This window comes from Blautia sp. HCP3S3_B11 (genome assembly GCF_052064435.1).
Taxonomy (GTDB): Bacteria; Bacillota; Clostridia; order Lachnospirales; family Lachnospiraceae; genus Blautia_A.
In genome coordinates, this window is record NZ_JBQHVP010000004.1 from 88,007 (window position 1) to 105,714 (window position 17,708).

13 protein-coding genes and 2 pseudogenes are annotated in these 17,708 nt (G+C 41.4%); 1 reads left to right on the forward strand and 14 read right to left on the reverse strand.

From position 1 onward, the window contains the following. Positions 1 to 12 precede the first annotated feature (12 nt). The 13 genes and pseudogenes from ACTNC0_RS04060 to ACTNC0_RS04120 form a co-directional block, all read right to left on the reverse strand. On the reverse strand, positions 13 to 1,401 hold the full coding sequence (locus ACTNC0_RS04060; RefSeq protein WP_118611177.1) for a condensation domain-containing protein: 1,389 nt from the start codon (positions 1,399 to 1,401) through the stop codon (positions 13 to 15). 299 nt (positions 1,402 to 1,700) lie between these two features. After that, the gene (locus ACTNC0_RS04065; protein WP_441086415.1) at positions 1,701 to 2,687 is read right to left on the reverse strand and encodes an alpha/beta hydrolase; all 987 of its coding nucleotides are present in this window, start codon (positions 2,685 to 2,687) and stop codon (positions 1,701 to 1,703) included. Position 2,688: 1 nt separating this feature from the next. After that, positions 2,689 to 6,066, reverse strand: coding sequence for an EAL domain-containing protein (locus tag ACTNC0_RS04070; RefSeq protein ID WP_441086416.1), 3,378 nt, complete (start codon positions 6,064 to 6,066; stop codon positions 2,689 to 2,691). 239 nt (positions 6,067 to 6,305) lie between these two features. Continuing rightward, positions 6,306 to 7,514, reverse strand: a complete 1,209-nt coding sequence (locus tag ACTNC0_RS04075) for a carboxynorspermidine decarboxylase (protein WP_300334741.1) — start codon at positions 7,512 to 7,514, stop codon at positions 6,306 to 6,308. Next, positions 7,514 to 8,773 (reverse strand): saccharopine dehydrogenase family protein, encoded by a 1,260-nt coding sequence (locus tag ACTNC0_RS04080; RefSeq protein ID WP_441086417.1) that lies wholly within the window; start codon positions 8,771 to 8,773, stop codon positions 7,514 to 7,516. The genes ACTNC0_RS04075 and ACTNC0_RS04080 overlap by 1 nt, the downstream gene beginning before the upstream one ends. A gap of 81 nt (positions 8,774 to 8,854) precedes the next feature. Then, positions 8,855 to 9,712 (reverse strand): agmatinase, encoded by an 858-nt coding sequence (gene speB / locus ACTNC0_RS04085; protein WP_288788592.1) that lies wholly within the window; start codon positions 9,710 to 9,712, stop codon positions 8,855 to 8,857. Between the two features lie 3 nt (positions 9,713 to 9,715). Beyond that, complete coding sequence (speE, locus tag ACTNC0_RS04090; RefSeq protein ID WP_288788590.1) at positions 9,716 to 10,570, reverse strand: polyamine aminopropyltransferase; 855 nt, start codon at positions 10,568 to 10,570, stop codon at positions 9,716 to 9,718. Between the two features lie 5 nt (positions 10,571 to 10,575). After that, complete coding sequence (locus tag ACTNC0_RS04095; protein WP_441043026.1) at positions 10,576 to 12,045, reverse strand: aminotransferase class I/II-fold pyridoxal phosphate-dependent enzyme; 1,470 nt, start codon at positions 12,043 to 12,045, stop codon at positions 10,576 to 10,578. 751 nt (positions 12,046 to 12,796) lie between these two features. Beyond that, positions 12,797 to 13,654: an EamA family transporter gene (locus ACTNC0_RS04100; protein ID WP_441086418.1), complete on the reverse strand. Its 858-nt coding sequence runs from the start codon at positions 13,652 to 13,654 to the stop codon at positions 12,797 to 12,799. 29 nt (positions 13,655 to 13,683) lie between these two features. Further along, positions 13,684 to 13,920 (reverse strand): hypothetical protein, encoded by a 237-nt coding sequence (locus ACTNC0_RS04105; protein WP_441086419.1) that lies wholly within the window; start codon positions 13,918 to 13,920, stop codon positions 13,684 to 13,686. Between the two features lie 11 nt (positions 13,921 to 13,931). Continuing rightward, positions 13,932 to 14,819 (reverse strand): putative ABC transporter permease, encoded by an 888-nt coding sequence (locus tag ACTNC0_RS04110; RefSeq protein ID WP_441086420.1) that lies wholly within the window; start codon positions 14,817 to 14,819, stop codon positions 13,932 to 13,934. Between the two features lie 24 nt (positions 14,820 to 14,843). Then, a pseudogene (locus tag ACTNC0_RS04115) lies at positions 14,844 to 15,452 on the reverse strand (PD-(D/E)XK nuclease domain-containing protein); the annotation flags it as partial. Next, positions 15,448 to 15,621 carry an AAA family ATPase gene (locus ACTNC0_RS04120; protein ID WP_441086421.1) on the reverse strand — a complete coding sequence of 58 codons (174 nt, stop codon included), beginning with the start codon at positions 15,619 to 15,621 and terminating at the stop codon, positions 15,448 to 15,450. The gene ACTNC0_RS04120 and the pseudogene ACTNC0_RS04115, both read right to left, overlap by 5 nt. 499 nt (positions 15,622 to 16,120) lie before the next feature. Here ACTNC0_RS04120 and ACTNC0_RS04125 point away from each other — a divergent pair, with 499 nt between their 5' ends. After that, on the forward strand, positions 16,121 to 17,053 hold the full coding sequence (locus ACTNC0_RS04125; RefSeq protein WP_441086422.1) for an AEC family transporter: 933 nt from the start codon (positions 16,121 to 16,123) through the stop codon (positions 17,051 to 17,053). Between the two features lie 445 nt (positions 17,054 to 17,498). Here ACTNC0_RS04125 and ACTNC0_RS04130 read toward each other — a convergent pair. Beyond that, positions 17,499 to 17,600, reverse strand: a pseudogene (locus ACTNC0_RS04130) (EamA family transporter); the annotation flags it as partial. Between the last annotated feature and the right edge of the window lie 108 nt (positions 17,601 to 17,708).

The following is a 17,708-nucleotide window of genomic DNA, read 5'->3' on the forward strand; positions in this document are numbered from 1 at the left end:
TGCCTGATTCGGTTAAACCAGTTCCATAATTTCGCCGATGCTCATATCCGGCTCTGCGATTCCCTTAAAAAGAATACGCATCATATAATAATAAAGCAGCTCCATATCATGTTCCTCCAGATGAGCAGTCTGGTAATGATAGGAGAAGTTCATACCTCCATCTTCTGTATGGGATACGGTCAGATACATCTTCTTGGTGGCTGCACCGTTTGCAAACCATTTTGCATGCTGACGGATGGTTCCAAGCATTTCATTCTCCACCTTCACAGTCATTGGCTGATAAGTCAGATAACAGCTCTCATATCCTGTATGCTCCGGTGTATTGTATCTCTTTCTCATCTCATCCATAATAAGTGCCGGATCATAGTTGCTGTGCATGTATATACGATTCTGCATATTCTGGATCTCATAAGCAGCAGAAAGGAAATCTGTCTCCGGTGCGATCACTGTTCTGCATGGGAACATGATGGTTCTGCTTCCTCCTGAAGTCCACTCATCATGAGTAGAACGTCTGGATATAAAGTTCTGGATAGTGATATCTTCCTGTCCGTTATTCACTTTTGACAGATAAGTACGGATACCAAGCAGAAGAAGATTTGTCATGGACAGCTGATGGTTCATACAAAAATCAATCAGATTTTTAGTTGGTTCCGGCTCCAGATAATAATCCTTAACTGCTACAAACAGATCCTTCATCTCAATGTCAGAAGAACGAAGTCCGGGATTTCCATGACGTTTTCTCGCTTCCTCCAGTACGGACGGTCCCTGAATATCAGAATACAGAGGTTCGCCCAGTGCATCCAGCTGGTCATCCCAGAACTTCTTATCTTTTGCAAAACGTTTCTCGTTGCCTGCTTTTGCCAGGTCTTTTTTCAGTACTGTCTCAAAATCTGCCAGTTCCTGCGGATAGGCTGTTCCATATTTATAATAGGTATATAACTGAAACAGATCACCGATCATTACTACCAGACCACAGGAATCGATCAGTCTGTGATCCATATGTACAAAGAAACCATTATATCCTTCCGGCAGCTTCAGCATAGTAAACTCGCACATGGGAATGTCATCACCGTCAAAGGTTTCGTATGCCCACTGTTGCATCAGCTCGTCTGCTTTTGCAAGGCTTCCCATTCCTGACAGATCCTTGAATCCGATATCCCTTGGATCCTGTTTTACAAGGTACTGCTGTACATTTCCGTCTTTATCAGGCTTTGTAAAACGGATTCTGGTGCATCCGGAACGTTCTGTTTCCATCTGAATGCATTTTTTTAATAATCCAAAATCCAGTTCAGCCTGTACAGATGCCACAACACTGACACCGGATACCTGCTGTGTACCGTAATCCATGATCCAGTTGTGGTGCATTTTCTGTGCTGCTGTTAAAGGATAGTAGTTTGTCATACTTTATTTAACCTCCATCACCCGTTTTTTCTCTTTTCCCGGGTACAAAAACATTACATACTTGTTCAGTAGCCCACAGTTATTTTAAAAATAATGTACTGGCAGCTACAACATTACTTTTTTATTACGTGACAAAAATAGCACAGATTTTTTCCAAATACCAGTACCCTCAGCACTTAATAAACACTTTACGTAAAATTGACCGAGACTTATCATGCATTTAACAAAACGCATCTGATAAGTCCCGGTCAGGGATTGTTGTCATTCGTAATCGCCTTTGGCGGTTGAAAACAGTCACATTATTTTTCAGAATTACTGCCATCATATTTCTCAAAAAACTCCATCACTGTACGCTGATACAGTTCCGGATCTGCATAGGCACTGCACAGATGCCTTGCTCCCTGTACAATGACCAGTTCCTTTGGTGCTTTGCACAGCATATAGTTCTGGAATGAATTGTTCGGGTACACATAAGTATCCTTCTCTCCATGAAAGAAAAGGACAGGTCTTGTATTCCTTTTCATAGCTTCTGTGGTATCTGCATCTTTCATACAAAATCCTGCCACAAAATGGCACAGACAGTTCATTTCCTTCAAAAGCAAAGGAATATAATGCAAATGAAACCAGTTGTCAGCCATATCCCGCATCTGTCTTTCCATAGACTGAAAACCACAGTCTGCGATCAGCCCTTTCACCTCTGACGGAAGCCTGTATCCGGATGCCATCAGTACAGCGGCTGCTCCCATAGACTGTCCATACAGATAGATTGGAAGCTTCTCCTTATTTCTCTCGGACACATAAATTGCCCAACGCTGCACATCCCATTTTTCCTTTGCTCCAAAGGTAATATATTTTCCTTCACTTTCTCCACAGCATCGCTGTTCCATAAACAGAAGATTACATTGATGCTCATGGAGATATTTTGCCATGAATGACAGGGAACCAAATCTGCTGCCCCGATAGCCATGGCTTAATATGACAAACCGCTTTGCATTCTCTGCAGGCAGATAGAATCCATGGAGTTTTAATCCATCCACACTCCGGATATAGCAGTCCTGCATCTTCTGAGCTTCGCACCATGCCCTGCTCTCCTCATATTCCTTTGCGTATCCGTTTCTGGGATGATTATCTCGTATATGGGATAATTCAAACCATTTTTTTCTTTCCTTTTTCCTTCCCCCTCTTTTGCAGCGGACCACCATGTTAAAAAAACGCCAGCCAATTTCCATAATCCCTGAGAAAAAAAGCAATACTACTGCTGACAACTTACAAATTTTTTTCTTCATCTCATTTTCTTTCTATAAATTTTCTCATAAATTCTTCATACCCACAAGGTTTTCCCCAGAAATATCCCTGGGTAAATTCCGGGCGCAGCTTTCGGATTTTGAGCCATTCCTGAGCATTTTCCACGCCTTCAATACAAATCTTCATATCCAGATTATGAATCATGGTGCAAAACTGATTCAGCAGATAATATTCCTGTTCATCTGCAACTGCTTTCACAGTGAAGGAGCGGTCAATCTTAATGATCTCCGGTTTCAGCTCGCTGAGATAATGGAAGTTCGAGTATCCGGTTCCAAAGTCATCCAGTGCAAGACTGATTCCCATCCGCCTCAGTTCTGTGAGAAAATGCTTCTCATTAATATTTTGTTCCAGAAGATCACTTTCTGTCAATTCCACGATCAAGGCTCCCAGTGGCAGCCCTGTTCTTTTCATCTCCGCACTGATATCCTGGATCACATCAGACTTGGATGCCTGCACCTGGGAAATATTAATACTCACCCGGAACTTAGGAAGTACTTTTCGGATTTCATTGCATTTCCCCATAACCTCTCTCATCATCCAGCGGCCAGCAGGAATAATAAGTCCTGTTTCTTCCAAAATCGGAATAAACTCTGCCGGTGAAACCATTCCGAATTTTTCAGAAGCAAAACGCATTAAAGCTTCTGCTCCATAAGGCACCTTTTTATCTTCCGCAAATACAGGCTGATAAAAAGCCGTAAACCCCTGGAGTCCATTGTTCACAGCCTCCCGCAGTTCCTGGGTAATCTCCCTCTTCCGAAGAAATTTTCTGTAGGTTTCCCTGTCAAATATATAACAGCGGTTTCTTCCCAGCTTCTTGGCCTCATTCAAAGCAAAATCCGTCAGCTTCAGAGCTTCTGAATACTGGTCTCCCCCTAATGTCCCAAATGGCACAATGCCTCCAGAAACCGTATACATAACCTTAAACTTGTTAGCTTCAATGAATCTGTCTATTGCCTCTCTCACTTTATCATAAAGCTTCTCTGCATCCCTCACCTTGTCAGAAGAAACATCCAGGATCAGAAATTCATCTGCCACAAGCTTGTACACTTTCTGTCCTTCTGACAGGCAGCCGGAAATACAATCAGCCGTTTTCCTAAGTACAAAGTCACCGTACTCCTGTCCGAAGTTATCATTTATTTCCTTAAAATGATCGATTCCTATACGAAGCAGATATCCTGTTTCCAAAGGTGTATCCTGTTGATTCATATACTGCCGGAATCCTGTTTCTCCCAATAATCCGCTTATATTATCGGCCTTCTGTCTCTCTCCGATCTCGTTGATACAGCCGATCATATAAAGAGGTTTCATGTTATCATCCCGAACCAAATAACCTTTGCAATGAATCCAGACCGGCATTTTTTTCAGATCCAGCCATCGATACTCCATGCTATGGGTACAGCGGTCTGTTTTAAGAAGATCATCAAATTCCTCTTTCAGTTTTTCATAATCAGATTCATATACAAATTCTTTATGATTTGAAATTACATTATGAAAACCATTTTTCGGAATGCAGAAACGGTCAAGGGCCTGGTTTGCTATGTAATAAAAATCTGTCCGAAAATCAACCACATACGGGTAATTATCTGTAGTCGGACTCAGAAGATCGATCATGCTGCAAAGCTCATCCAATGGCATTCCCTGATATTTTTTCTCCTGCAGGATTACCTCATCTGTAATCTCCTCTGTGGAATGCTTTTCCATACGGGAAAGCAGATGTTCCAGATCAGTTGACCGCGCAATCTTCTTCCTGCGCTTCTGACGATACAGCATGGTATCACTTCGTCTTACAATATCTTTAAAGTCAAAATCTATATCTGGCTGATAATAGGCATATCCTGCTGATATGCTAAGCGGATAATCCAGCTTATGTATTTCCGCTGTTTTCTTCAAAATCAGCTCCAGTGTCTTCAGTCGTTCCGGAATCCTGTCCTTCTCATCACTGTGAAATACATACGCAAACTCATCGCCACCGATTCGAAAACAGTTCTTGACATTTTGAAATGCCTGACTGATACACTGATAACACAGTTTCAGTGCCTCGTCTCCTTTTTCATGTCCAAAATTATCGTTGATCACTTTCAGGTTATCCAGATCAAAAAGTACTACACCTGTAGTGCGCAGTTTTATTTCACCTTCATCCAGATACTTCACCATATTCTCGTAAGCATTTCGGTTCATGGCTTCTGTGAGCATATCCATATTGGCTATTTTCTGCAGATAGATCACCTTTTGTTTCTGGATATATTGATCGTAATATTGAGAAACCTGAATCCAGATCAGCATAATAATAAACAGCATGATTCCTGTGGAAAGCAGAATGGATGTCTGTTCAAATCTTCTTAAATAATAAAGAAACATTTCTGCCATTCCAAATCCCATGGCCACGTACATAGGATACTGGAATTTTTTGGCTACATCATTTTCTTTTTTTCTGGCTTCGTAAAGAATGATCGCAACTGTGTAAACCGCATTGGCAACCATAATAACATGAGTTACAGAAAGTAACCGGGACATATCAATAATTCCTGTACACTGAAGTAAAACATCGACTGCCATATTTGCAAGATAAAGGCTGGAAAAAACTAATGCAACTTTGTGGTACCTGCTTTTGCAGATATCATATAACAGGAAATTAAATGGTACCGGGAAAAGAAAGAGTGAAAAATAATCCACAAAATATAAGGTTCTTCCATCCGGAATCAAAAACTGCACAAAACCACATTGTACCAGTGTCCATACTGCGACCAGCAATGAGAAAAATCCAAGGTTTAAAAAAATCTCAATTTTTGCTTCTGTCTTGTCTCTTCTTTTTCTTGGCGCTGCGCCACAATAGAGAATCAGGCAGATAACAGCGGCAAACAGGATTCCACAGCTGATTACCAGAGTTCCAAGACTGTCCGTCAGGATTTTCAGAATACAATCGCCTCGTGTTCCATATACAAGGCTGACTTCATTTCCATAATAGCCCTCATATACCGGAATAATTCTGACCTCCAGACTTTTGCCTGCGCTGTCTCCCGGAATATCCACAATGTGCCAGCAGCATCCAGGTGTTTCCATAAATCCCGGAGCATCCGGTTCATTTCCGTATTCATATATTTTTTCTCCATCCAGCCAAACTTCTGCAATGGTGTGGGTGGTTTTAAATAAGATGGATCTGGGAATATCGAAGTCTTCAGGCAAAGCAATATTCTCTGATTTGATTTCTCCTTCTTTCAGTTCTTTTGTTTCGCACCGGATCGTATTATCCCAGAACAATTTTTCCCTGGTCGTACTCTGGCTGAAGATCCAACCTGAAAAACAAATGGCAAACAGTCCAAATGCGAACAGGGTGATCCATAATTTCTTTTCTATTTTCATAGCCTCTTCCTTTTCCAATATGCCTGCATTCTGAGACATATCCAATATAATTTCATTTGTATTTCTGCATTTCGCTTATTTCATTGTATCATAGATTTCTGAATAATTGTTAGTAATTTTTGACACTTTCTTTTTGGATAAATCCATTTTTTCTCCCAGGATATAAAAAAGACCATCTACATTTTTGCAGTAAATGATCTTTTCATCACTAATGTTCAAAAATCTCCAGGATAATATTGTTATCTTCCAAGTCTTCCCTTAAAATCTGCGTAACCAAACTCTGTAAGCCGTAACATAGTGTTGTCAGCACGTCTGAGCCAGATATCCGGCAGTGGCATTCCATTAAATGTATTATTCTTACAGGTAGTATAAATGGCCATATCTCCAAACATAAGAAGATCTCCATACTGGGGAATCTGCCTGAATTTGTAATCTCCGATCACATCTCCTGATAAACAGGTAGGGCCTCCAAGCCGAACCGTAATCCCCTCTTCTTTCAGTTTATCTGTACCAAGTAATGGCGGACAATAAGGCATTTCCAGTACATCCGGCATATGACAGGCAGCACTGGCATCTACAATTGCAATCTGTGTCTCTCCATTTTTCAGAACATCCAGTACACTGGTCAGGAAAAATCCAGCATTTAATGCCCACGCCTCTCCTGGTTCCAGATAAACTTCCACATCCCAATCATTCTTTGCCATCTGAATACATCGTTCCAGTCGTTCAATGTCATACCCTGGTCTTGTAATATGATGACCACCGCCAAAATTGATCCACTTTACCTTAGAAGCCAGATCACCGAAATGCTTCTTTACAGAGACAAGTGTTATCTCCAGATCATCAGAATCCTGTTCACAGAGAGTATGAAAATGAATACCATCCAGCAGATCCAGAAGCTCCGGATTTTTCCCAATTGCTTCATCCCACTGAATTCTTGTTGTACCCATACGGCTTCCCGGTGCACAGGGATCATAAATCTCGTGCCCTTCCTGGGTAGAACATTCCGGATTGATCCGAAGTCCCACACTCTTTCCTGCTTCCTTTGCCATCAGTCCAAACCGAAGAAGCTGAGACGGAGAATTAAACACAATGTGATCTGCATAACGCAGCAGTTCTTCAAATTCATCTGCCCGATAACCGGCGCAGAATACATGGACTTCCTTTCCAGGCATTTCTTCTGCACCCAGCCTTGCCTCAAACAGTCCGCTGGCCTCTGTACCTGCAAGGTATGGTTCAAAAAATCCATAACAGTCATAGTTACTGAATGCCTTCTGCGCCAGAAGCATCTTACATCCTGTTCGTTCAGCCACTTCACCGAGAAGCTTTGCGTTTTTTATAAGTGCTTTTTCATCCAGGATATAGCAGGGAGTTTTTATATTTCTAAATTCCGGCGGAATGACTCCGCCGGTGGCTGTAAATGGTGCTCTTTTATCCAGTTCTTCCATTAATCTACCAGCTCCGGATCATGGCTTTCGCTGCGTGGCAGACCGTAACGGTCAAGTGCTTCCAGGAACGGATCCGGATCAAATTCTTCTACTGTATACACACCTGGTCTGATCCATTTTCCGGTCAGCATCATAAGTGCACCGCACATTGCCGGAACACCTGTTGTATAACTGATTGCCTGACTTCCAACCTCATGATAGCATTCCTGATGATCGCATACATTATAAATATAATATGTTTTTTCTTTTCCGTCCTTTGCACCTGTAAAAATACAGCCAATGTTTGTTTTACCTTTTGTACGTGGTCCAAGACTTGCAGGATCCGGAAGCAGTGCTTTCAGGAACTGAATCGGAACAATTTCCTGTCCATTATACTGGATCGGTGTTGTAGAAAGCATTCCCACATCCTCAAGACAACGCATGTGATCCAGATAACTCTGCCCAAAAGTCATAAAGAAACGAATCCTTTTTACGCCCGGGATTGTTTTTGCCAGAGACTCGATTTCCTCATGGTGAAGCAGGTACATATCCTTATCTCCCACCTGGTCAAACTTATATTCTCTCTTAATAGTCATAGGCGGGATTTCCACCCAGTGTCCGTTTTCCCAGTAGCTTCCCGGTGCACTTACTTCACGGAGATTGATTTCCGGATTAAAGTTTGTGGCAAATGCATATCCATGATCTCCGCCATTGCAGTCCAGAATATCAATCGTATCAATCTGGTCAAATTCATGCTTTAATGCATGGGCACAGTATGCCTGTGTAACACCCGGATCAAACCCACAGCCAAGTAAAGCTGTAAGACCTGCATCCTCAAATTTTTTGCGATATGCCCACTGCCAGGAGTAATCAAAGTAAGCGGAAAAGCCCTCTTCTTTACAACGTTTCTCGTAAATAGCACGCCACTGTGGATCATCCGTATCTTCCGGCTCATAGTTTGCGGTATCCATATAGTTTACACCACAGGCCAGACATGCATCCATGATCGTCAGATCCTGATATGGAAGTGCAATGTTCATTACCAGATCCGGCTTATAATCATTGATCAGTTGGATCAGCTGATCCACATCGTCCGCATCAACCTTGGCTGTGGTAAGAATTGTCTTTGTCTTTCCCCTTAATTTTTCTGCAAGGGCATCACATTTTTCCTTTGTACGGCTTGCAATACATAATTCTGTAAATACCTCATCTGCCTGACAACATTTCTGGATTGCTACACTGGCTACTCCTCCGCAGCCGATCACAAGTACTCTGCTCATAACTTCTTCTCCTTTTTCCTTATATATAACCGTTTCTTCAACAGTTTTTTATAGTGTTTATATTATCTGTATCCTTCAGATTTATTTTGTAATTGCCAGAAGCAGTTCCCGAAGTACCTTACATGCTGTTGCAGTGGAAACACCACTTACATCCAGCATAGGTGCCAGTTCATTCACATCTGCACCTACCACATTAGTCTGAGAAACTGTCTGTATTGCTTCCAGAAGTTCCAGGAAGGTCACACCTCCTGCCTCCGGAGTTCCTGTTCCCGGAAAAGCTGACGGATCCAGACAGTCCAGATCAATTGTAAAATATACCGGAACCTTTTTTTCTTTCAGTTCTCTGACTGTCTCTTTCAGTCCATCAAAAGTAAAGGGATGAAAATCCGTATGCTTCGAAGCAAACTGAAATTCTTCTCTCTCCCCGCTTCTGATGCAGAACTGGTGGATACGGTTATCTCCCAGAAGCTCATAGCATCTTCGCAGCACACAGGCATGACTTAATCTGGCTCCCAGATAATCCTCTCTCAAATCTGCATGTGCATCAAAATGTATGATATGAAGATCCGGATATTTATTGAATACAGCACGTACAGCTGCTAATGTTACCAGATGTTCCCCTCCCAGAAGCACCGGGATTTTTTCTGCTTTCAATATTTCCTCTGCCCGCTTTTCAATGTCTGAAAGAGCCATTTCACTGCTTCCGAAACAAAGCTCCAGATCACCACTGTCAAATACTCTGATATCCATAAGATCTTTGTCCTGATACGGACTGTAGGTCTCCAGTCCAAAGCTCTCATGACGCATGGCAGACGGGCCAAACCTGGCACCTGGACGAAAGCTTGTTGTGGAATCAAAGGGAGCACCATAAAGAACAACAGATGCCTCCTCAAAACTGCTTTCACAGCCGATAAAGGTTTCTACATTAGACTGAATCATAAGTTATCCCTCCACTTCCTTCAGCATATCTTCCAGAAATGCAGGAAGATAGAATGCTCCTTTATGGAGTCTTGTTGTATAGTAACGTGTACGAAAATTTAATGCATTCCATGCTTCCGGATCCAGATCATCAACAGGATGATATTTTTTACTTGCGAATCCAAATAACCAGTAACCTGCGGCAAATGTAGGGATATGTGCCTGATAAACACGGCTGATCTGGAATGTACTGGCAATTTTCTTATGACTGCGCTGCATTGCATGTGCGTCTTCTGTATAGAAGGGGCTTCCCTGCTGATTAACCATAATTCCATCATCTTTTAATGCATTATAACAGTTTCCGTAAAATTCACGGGTAAACAGTCCCTCAGAAGGGCCAAAGGGATCCGAAGAATCCACAATAATAAGATCATATTTTCCCTCACATCGCCGAATAAATTTCAGCGCATTTTCGTAATGTAGATGTACTCTTCTGTCATCCAGTCTGCATGCATTTTCCGGAAGATATGCGCGACAGGCTTCCACAACCAGAGGGTCCATTTCTACCAGATCGATATGTCTGACTCTGTCATATCTGGTCAGTTCACGGACAACTCCGCCATCTCCTGCACCGATCACAAGAATATCCCTTGCTTCTTTGTGGACTGCCATGGGCACATGGGTGATCATCTCATCATAAATAAATTCATCTCTCTCTGTGAGCATTACATTTCCATCCAGAGTCAGCACACGTCCAAATTCAGGTGTTTCAAAAATATCAATTCTCTGATAATCACTCTGCTTAGAATAAAGCTGACGGTTTACCCGGATACTGTGCTTTACATCCGGTGTGTGAAATTCTGAAAACCACATTTCCATTGTCTTTACCTCCCTGCCAGAACATTCAGTCTCAAAATATCCGGATCCTCAGGTCCTGTCATATTGCAGCCCTTTGCTTTGGCATATTCAATATAATCCAGGATTTCTGCTGTAATCCTCTCTCCAGGTGCAAGGATGGGAATCCCAGGCGGATAACACATTACAAATTCACTACAGACCTTCCCTTCAGTCTCCCGGAGAGGCAGGCTGCATTTATCTGCATAAAAAGCTTCCTGTGGACTGGTCACCACCTGAGGATCAATATATTCCTGGCTCAAAAGCCCGGAGCCATCTGTCTGAAAACGTCTGCGGATTTCAGCAAGTGCACTTACAAGCCGCTCCACCTCCTGGGCACGGTCACCAATGGAAAGATAGGCCAGAATATTTCCAATATCACCGAATTCTATCTGGATATCATATTCATCCCGCAAAATATCATAAACCTCGATCCCTGCAAGTCCGATGTCCAGCGTATGTACACTTAATTTCGTAATGTCAAAATCAAAGACTGAATTTCCATTGACCAGTTCTTTTCCAAATGCATAATAACCGCCAATGGCATTAATTTCCTCTCTGGCATATTCTGCCATATCTGCTACCTGATGAAAAATCTGGCGGCCTCTCTGTGCAAGATTTCTTCTTGAAATATCAAGGCTGGACATCAGAAGATAGCTTCCTGATGTTGTCTGCGTCAGATTAATAATCTGGCGAACATATCCTGCGTGTACAGCCGGTCCTGTAAGGAGAAGGCTTGACTGTGTAAGGCTTCCACCGCTCTTGTGCATGGATACAGCTGCCATGTCTGCACCTGCTGCCATAGCAGAAACCGGAAGACCACCGCCAAAATAAAAATGAGTTCCATGGGCTTCATCTGCCAGACACAGCATTCCTGCATCATGTGCCATCTTAACGATCGCACGTAAATCACTGCATATTCCATAATAGGTTGGGTTATTTACCAGTACTGCAACTGCTTTGGGATGCTCTTTTATGGCCTTCTCAACCTGTTCCCTGCGCATTCCAAGAGAGATTCCAAGTCTCTGATCCACCTCCGGATTTACATAAACAGGGATCGCACCGCACAAAACAAGGGCATTTAAAACGCTCCTGTGAACATTACGGGGAAGTATGATCTCATCTCCCCGTTTACAGGCAGTCAATACCATTGTCTGAACAGAACTTGTTGTGCCTCCTACCATCAAAAATGCATGTGCTGCCCCAAAAGCATCTGCTGCCAGCTCTTCCGCTTCCCGTATTACAGATACAGGATGACAGAGATTGTCCAGTGGTTTCATGCTGTTAACATCCACACCTACACATTTTTGTCCCAGGAATTCTGTCAATTCCGGATTACCTCTTCCGCGTTTATGACCCGGCACATCAAATGGCACCACTCTCATTCGTCGGAAAGTCTCCAGAGCTTCATGTATGGGTGCATGGTTCTGGTTTAATTTAAAACGACTTCCTTTCATCATTCCTCCATTTCCAGTTTCCTTTGCTTCACCCCCCAATCAGCAATTTCACAGACTGAACAAAACAAAAAAACGCAGGTAGGGCACTCAGCCACAAACCTGCGTTTTGATCTGTATCTATATGTTTTATCAACAAGCATAAAAAAGCAGATAATACCTTCTTTCAGCATCATAAATAAAACTTCTGGATCATGCGTGTCAGAGTCTATATAGCAATTATACTTTTACTACTCTTATTGACCGTTTCACAAGTCTGCGCGTCCGGCGCATCACGGTTATCAAAGGAACCTACTTATAAAATTTGAGTTTCTAACTCAATCAATAAGGTAACCAAAGTTACCATAATCGGCAGTGGACCCGGCTGTCCGTATGGCCTTAACCCTCCCGGGTGGTCCAAAACAATTGCTTTGAAAAGACTCTGTCTATTACTCTGCATCTTCGTCTTTCAAAATCGCGTTTATCATAACATGTAAAAAACATACTGTCAATAATATACAGTTAAAATAATTGATAAGATTATGTAAAATGTTACTGTTCACTCCGTTCTCAGCAACACGCTTCGCGATGCACAGAATTTATGCTAGTCGCATAAATTCGCGCGGTATGTCTCGGGTTTTCTGTGACCTTCGCTCACCAAAAACACCTCGCGGGATATTACCAGTAAACAGTAACGTAAAATTTATCTGCTATTCTTCCGTTTTCTTCTCATTTAAGCACATCTGTTTTTATCACAACGCTATCTCAAAAAAATCTCTTATATCAACAAAGCTAACGTTCCAACAACAATCAGCAACAGTCCTGCTCCTGATTTTAATGACAGCTTTTCATGGAACACCACATATGAGAATGCAATGGTCACAAGGATACTCAGTTTATCAATCGGAACTACCACACTGGCCGGACCTGTCTGAAGTGCTCTGTAATAACATAACCAGGAACCGCCTGTTGCAAACCCGGAAAGAATAAGGAACAACCAGCTTTTTCTGTCAATATTCTTAACCGTATCCTGCTTTCCGGTCACAAATACAACAATCCATGCCATCACTAATACAACAGCTGTCCGGATCGCAGTTCCGAGATTTGAATTGACATCCTGAATTCCAATCTTTCCCAAAATAGAGGTAAGACTGGCAAAAACAGCAGAGCCGACTGCATAAAGCAGCCACTTCTTATCTTCTTTTTTCTCCTGTGTTTCCTTTTTCTGTATCATCAGATAAGTGCCAATCCCGATAAGTATCATTGAAACAAATTTCAGCCACGTTATTTCTTCCCCGAGAAAAATAAACGCCAGGAGCATCGTTATCACTGTACTTGATTTATCAATTGGTGTTACTTTATTGATATCTCCGATCTGCAGTGCTTTGAAATAGCACAGCCAGGATATCCCCGTTGACAGTCCTGACAAAATCAGAAAGATCAGGACTTTTTCTGAAATATCTCTGATTCCGCTTTGTGCCCCGACCACGAATACCATAATCCATGAAAAGATTAGTACTACGCCGGTTCTTAATGCTGTCGCAACATTAGAATCTGTGTTTCTGATTCCGCATTTTGCCAGTATGGCAGTCAAGCCTGCAAATAGCGCAGAACCAAACGCAAATAACAGCCACATATTATCTTTTCTCCACAACAATCATCGTTTTAAACGCTTTCCGGCATAATCCGCAAAATTTCTTTATCTGTTTCTTTCATTCCTTCTTTGCCGATCTGTCCTACACAGTTGATGGTTTCGCCAGAATCATTTACCTTCGAAAGAACTTCCATATTCAGAGATGGGGCTCCGGCTACTGCACCAAGGACTACACCTGCTTCAATTCCAGTCAATCGGATAAAATCATCCGCTTTCGCTACTTGCTCATAACCGAATAACTGCTTCACAGTTTATTCGGTTAAAATCTATTTTTCAGTTCCTGAATCAATTCATAATAATCTCTATGTTTCATTTTCGGAAACGCCTTAATAATTCTTCCCTGTCCAACAATTGTATGATTAGTAATTGTTTTTGAAAGCTCATCAAATTCTTTTTGAAGTTCAGCTTTTTTCTTGCGGAGCATTTCCAAAGATTTATCTTTCTTAAGTTCTGCCGAATCACGTAATTCAGCCCTTGCCAAAGCTACCTGAACTTTCTTTTCTCCTACAGCCTGTGCTGTTTCTATTGTTGTAGTTGCCAATGTATCACTGATTTTGTCGCTTATGATTCTCATATCTGAGCGGATTTTATCCAATTTAGTAAGCTTTTTATTTAATCCCCAGATAACTGCTACTGTTACAATAAAATCAGCCAGATAAACGCAATATAAAATTGCCAGTACAACCCAGCCTAACATGGAATCCGCATACGGTGACGTATGATTTTCTACATATTTCTGGAAAACCTTCACAACAAGAACAATTGCCAGTCCCCATATCAACGAGAATTCCAGGCAGATATATCCATGGAAATTTAAAGGTTTGTCCGAATAATCCCACCATCTTGCATGGAAACATACATCTAACAGCCATCCCGCTATCAGCTCTACTACTGTAGCTAAAATAACCCCAAATATAAATATCATACCATCACGCATCTGATAACCACTGCTTTGAAGCGTATTTATCATCGCAAAAACAGAGATTACTCCAAACCCGTACACCGGGCAAACCGGGCCATTTAAAAATCCTCTGTTAATAACTTTTCCCAAAGTTACTGCATGGAAAATCACTTCAACAACCCAGCCTCCAAAGGAATACACCAAAAAATACCAGCATATTTGATAATAAGTCATTCCACAAATCAATTTTTGTTCCTCCTTCTTCTGTCTTTATTTCTCTGCCATCACTACCTTGCACTCCTTTTTGTAGCACGCAATACCATATTTCAGGATATTTCGCATGCCATCATCCCACAACTTTGCCTCATACTTCTTTTCTTCAATTTGCTTAAGTGCTTCTTTACAACTGGTTTCCAGATCTCCATCTTCGGCATATTTCACTTCAATCACGATGCCAACTCTGTTTTCAAAAATTTCCGCCAGAATATCGCTATAACCAATTCCTGATTCTGCATTAGAGATAATTCTCCATTCCTCCCGATGCGACAACAATCCCAATAGAATTCCATGATAGAAATTCTCTTTTTTTCCACAAGAAACTGCTGTGTCACAGATACTGATGGTCGTCCAGAGATATTCATTCAAAAGTTCCTCAATCACGGACACATTTCCAATAGGAAAAGCATTACAGAAACAATCCAGCTTCGAGGTATCCTTTCTTACAGTATCTTTAAACCATTCCCGAATCTGCCGGATAAATAGATTACGGATTTCTTTATTGGGGATGGCAAGATGAAGTCGACCATCTTCTGCCCTTCCCCGAGATGTCAGATAACCGGTAGTAAAAAGAACGCTCCACAGATTCTCAATTGTACTATCTCATATTCAGGCTTTTTCCAAAACGTCTCGGGCGGGTAAAAAGATTCACTTTTCCCCAGTTATGCAAAAGATCTGCAATCATCCGTGTTTTATCTACATAATAAAAATCCTCTTGAATAATTTCATAAAAGGACTCTATTCCAACCGGCAATTTTTTCTTATTTTTCATTTCACACACCCTCTCGCCCGGAAGATACATTTACATTTTCGTATGTCAATTTCTCATCACCTAAAGGTAGTAAATTCCCGCACACGGCAACCTAAAAGACTTGTTTATGGAACGATTCTAACATTATTATCTGAAAATGACAAGTTCATTCATCAGACCTTTTTCGGCAACAAACCAGATACCACCTCTGCATTTCCTGACAGAAGTGGTTTGTAAACCTTGCAATCGTCTTATAGAAGTTCTATAATATCCTCGACTGTTGGCAGATTTTCAAACACGCTCTAGTATGACTCACGCTAATTAGCAATCTGATTCATGCTGGATAAATTTTCATCTACAAGGCGAAGGAATGAGGCGTAGCGGTGGCTACGCCGATTGACGACAACGCAGTAGATGGGAATTTATACAAATGAAGCAAGTTGCTAATTAGCGTGAGCCATACTAGGAAACAGACACCTGCCAGCCAGGTTAATTTCACAGAAATGCAGGGGATAATTTTATGAACATCAGTATACTTCTCATGCAGCAGATCGTGCAGCTTTTTCTTATGATCTTCATGGGATATTTAATTGTAAAGACGGGACTTGTAAGGGACGACGACAGCAAAGTTTTATCAAAGATTATTCTTTATCTGATCGTTCCCTGCGTAATAATCAACGCTTTTCAGGTTGATTATACTACAGATACCGTAAAGGGACTTCTGATTGCTTTTGCCGCATCTGTTCTGACTCAGGTGGTTCTTCTTATCGTTATTTCCGCAGCCGGAAAACTTTTACATCTGAACGAAGTGGAAGTCGCTTCCGTTTACTACTCCAATTCCGGAAACCTGATTGTACCGATTGTCACCTTTATTCTCGGACAGGAATGGGTACTGTACGGATGTGTTTTTATGAGTGTACAGCTTGTTTTTCTGTGGACTCACTGTAAGAAGATCATCAGTCGTGAAGCTTCTTATGACTGGAAAAAAATTCTGTTAAACATCAATATGATTTCCATATTTATCGGTGTTATACTTTTCTTCACAAAAATCCGCCTGCCGGAGATCATTGGAAATACACTTGCTTCCGTTGGAACTATGATTGGTCCTGCCAGCATGATCGTAACAGGTATGCTCTTTGCAGGAATGAACCTGAAACAGATATTTGCAAATAAAAGAGTTTATTTTATCACTTTTTTGCGCTTGATAGCTGTTCCTTTGATTGCTCTTGTGCTGATAAAGCTCAGCAATCTAGCTTCCTTTTCCGCTGACGGCAATAAGATCATGCTTATCGTCTTTCTGGCGATCATCACTCCATCTGCCTCTACAGTAACGCAGATGTGTCAGGTTTATGGAAATGATTCCAAGTACGCCAGTGCAATCAATGTTATGACCACTTTGTTGTCAATCATTACAATGCCGGTTATGGTTATGTTATTCCAGATGATCATGTAAACTCAAAAAATCATCTTTCTCTATTCCAGTATGCTTGATAAATTTACAGAGTCTGGAATCACAGGAATTCCTCTTAATCCGCCAATCCACATTAAGATTGGTATGATCTGGAAAAAAGGGAAATATATCAGCGGAGATATGCAGACGTTTTTGAACTTTACAAGAATGTATTACAGAGAACATCCATTGACTTAATCTCACCAACTACAATGAACGAGAATATACCTCAAAGTTGTCATACTGCTAAGGATAGATGCATGTGACAGTTCTTGTAGATAAGTGTGAGCACTACTGAAATAATTTTATATGAAATTACTATATGCCTATATCTAAAATACTCCCTTTCAGGAAACACCAACTATTACCTGAAAGGGAGTATCTGTTGATTCTATATAAACACAAGCAAAAGTGTACCTGCCACAATACAGAGCAGTCCACATGCGGATTACTTTGACAGTTTTTCATGAAATACTATCCATGAAAATAAAATTGTAACCAGAATACTAAGTTTGTCCACCGGTACTACCACGCTGGCAGGTCCGTCCTGCTAGCAGTTGCCACATCTGAATCTGTTTTCTTAATTCCACATTTTGCAAGAATCGAAGTAATTCATGCAAAAAATAAAGAACCTACTGCATATAATAGCCGCATTCTT